The organism is Coprobacillus sp. (assembly GCF_984815275.1).
In genome coordinates, this window is sequence record NZ_CFJNYH010000086.1 from 1 (window position 1) to 2,938 (window position 2,938).

Annotated in this window: 1 protein-coding gene and 1 pseudogene; both read left to right on the forward strand. The window is 33.9% G+C overall.

The window, feature by feature from the left end; all coding sequences use genetic code 11:
* Window positions 1-2,775: phosphoribosylformylglycinamidine synthase (locus tag AC5M21_RS15955; protein WP_493531532.1), on the forward strand; the 2,775-nt coding region annotated here is incomplete at its 5' end.
* A pseudogene (locus AC5M21_RS15960) lies at window positions 2,776-2,938 on the forward strand (adenylosuccinate lyase); the annotation flags it as partial.

Consider the following 2,938-nt stretch of genomic DNA (forward strand, 5'->3'; position numbering starts at 1 on the left):
CATAACCATCCTACAGAAATTGAACCATTTGGTGGAGCTGCAACATGTTTAGGTGGAGCAATCCGTGATCCATTATCAGGAAGAGCATATGTCTATCAATCTATGCGTATTACTGGTGCTGGTGATCCAAGAAAATCTCTTGATGAAACAATGAAGGGAAAACTTCCTCAAAGGAAAATCTGTCAGGAAGCTGCTCATGGTTTTTCAAGCTATGGAAATCAAATTGGTTTAACAACAGGTTATGTTCATGAAGTTTATGATAATGGATTTGTAGCAAAACGTATGGAACTTGGGGCAGTTGTAGCAGCCGCACCAAAAGATCAAGTCAAACGACTAGAACCACTAAAAGATCATATTGTTTTATTAATAGGTGGTAGAACTGGTCGTGATGGAATTGGTGGAGCTACAGGGTCATCAAAATCTCATGAATTAAAAACAACTACAACAGCTGGTGCAGAAGTTCAAAAAGGAAATCCAGTGGAAGAAAGAAAGATTCAAAGATTATTTAGAAATAAAGCTGTTTCTGAAAAAATTGTACGTTGTAATGATTTTGGAGCAGGTGGTGTCTGTGTTGCTGTTGGTGAACTGGCACCAGGTTTAAAGATTAACTTAGATGCAGTTTTAAAGAAATATGAAGGTTTAACAGGTACAGAATTGGCTATTTCTGAGTCTCAAGAACGTATGGCAATTGTTATTGAAGAAAGTGATGAAGCGTTTATTAAACAAGCTTGTATTGATGAAAACTTAGAGGTTGTAAGAGTTGCTACTGTCACTGATAATAATCGTTTAACAATGAGTTATTTAGGTCAAACTATTGTTGATATTGATAGAGCGTTCTTAGATAAGAATGGTGCATCAAGATTCCAAGAAATTGAAGTGAAACTACCAGACTTTGATAAAACGCCATTTACAAACCAAGCACAAACTTCATTTGTTGAAACATCAAAAGAGGTTTTAAGCCGTTTATCAGTGTGTGGACAAAAAGGTCTGGTTGAAAGATTTGATTCATCAATTGGAAATGGAACAGTATTATCTCCATTTGGTGGGAAAACATTAAGAACTGAAACTGAAGGTATGGCTGCTTTGATTCCTGTTTTAGGAAAAGAAACAACAACTTGTTCATTAATGAGTCATGGGTATAATCCACTTATTTCTAAATGGTCACCATATCATGGTGCAATGTATGCAATTGTGGAATCAATTGCTAAAATTGTGGCAATGGGTGGAAACTATCATACAATTCGTTTCTCATTCCAGGAGTATTTTGAAAAATTATTAGATATTCCTAGTAAATGGGGGAAACCATTTGCAGCATTACTTGGAGCTTATAGAGTTCAATCTGAATTAAAGTTACCTTCAATTGGTGGTAAGGATTCTATGTCAGGATCATTTGAAGATTTAGATGTTCCTCCTACATTGGTATCATTTGCAATTACTGGGGCTGATGTCAAAGATGTTATCACTCCTGAATTAAAAGGTGCTGGGCATACATTGGTTGAAGTGATGTTACCAAAGGATCAATTCCATGTTTATGATTTTGATGTTTTAAAAGAACAGTATGATGCTGTTATGAAATTAATGCAAGATGGAAAAGTTTATAGCAGTTATACTGTTAAAGATGGTGGAGTCATTGAAGCAGTTTATAAAATGGCTTTCGGTAATGCAGTGGGTGTAGAACTTGCTGATGTTGCTTTAGAGACATTGATTTGCAAAGATTATGGAAATATTATTTTAGAAGTTGAAGATGATAATGTAGTGACATTAGATCATACAAGAATTATTGGTCATACAAATGATACACATGTTATCTCTTATCAAGATGAATCATTATCATTAGATGATGCTTATGCTATTTATGAAGGTGTTTTGGATGATGTATATCCAACAAAAGAAAAAGCACCAACAACTGATATGATGATGAAAGATTGTGATGAAAGAACAGTTTTACATGCTTCAAAAATTTATGATGAAGTGAATGTTGTCATTCCAGTTTTCCCTGGAACAAACTGTGAGTATGATTCAAAGCGTGCTTTTGAAAAAGCGGGAGCAAATGTCCAATTGGTATTAATTAGAAATAAAACTGAAGAAGATATTAAGAAATCTGTTGATGAATTAGAAGCGGCTATTCAAAAGGCACAAATTATTATGTTACCTGGAGGATTCTCTGCAGGTGATGAACCAGAAGGATCAGGTAAATTTATTGCAACTGTATTAAGAAATCCAAAATTGAAAGATGCAATTACTGATTTGCTAGATAATCGTGAAGGATTAATGATTGGTATTTGTAATGGATTCCAAGCTTTAGTTAAATTAGGACTTCTTCCATATGGTCGTATTAAAACTATGGATAAAGATGACCCAACACTTACTTTCAATACTATTGGACGACACTTATCACAGATGGTTGATACAAGAATCTGCTCTGTAAAATCTCCTTGGTTAGCAAATGTGAATGTTGGAGATATTCATACAGTACCAATTTCTCATGGAGAAGGACGATTTGTGGCACCAGTAGAAGTTATTGAAGAATTATTCAATAATGGTCAGGTCTTTACACAATATGTAGATACAGATGGAAAACCAACAATGGAATCGCCATATAATCCAAATGGATCATTATGTGCAATTGAAGGTATATTATCTGCAGATGGTCGTGTTATTGGTAAGATGGCACATAGTGAACGTCAAGGTGAAAATAGAAATAAGAATATTTATGGTGAAATGGACCAAAAAATATTTGAAGCTGGTGTAAAATATTTTAAAGGTGGTAAATAAATGAAGAGACAAGAATTTGAAAGTATGACTCTTTGTCCATTGGATGGACGTTATTCAGGAATTAAAGATGCTTTAGGTGAATACTTTTCTGAATATGCTTTGGTTAAGTATAGAGTTTTTGTTGAAATTCAATGGTTAAAATTTTTAATTAATAATATTGATA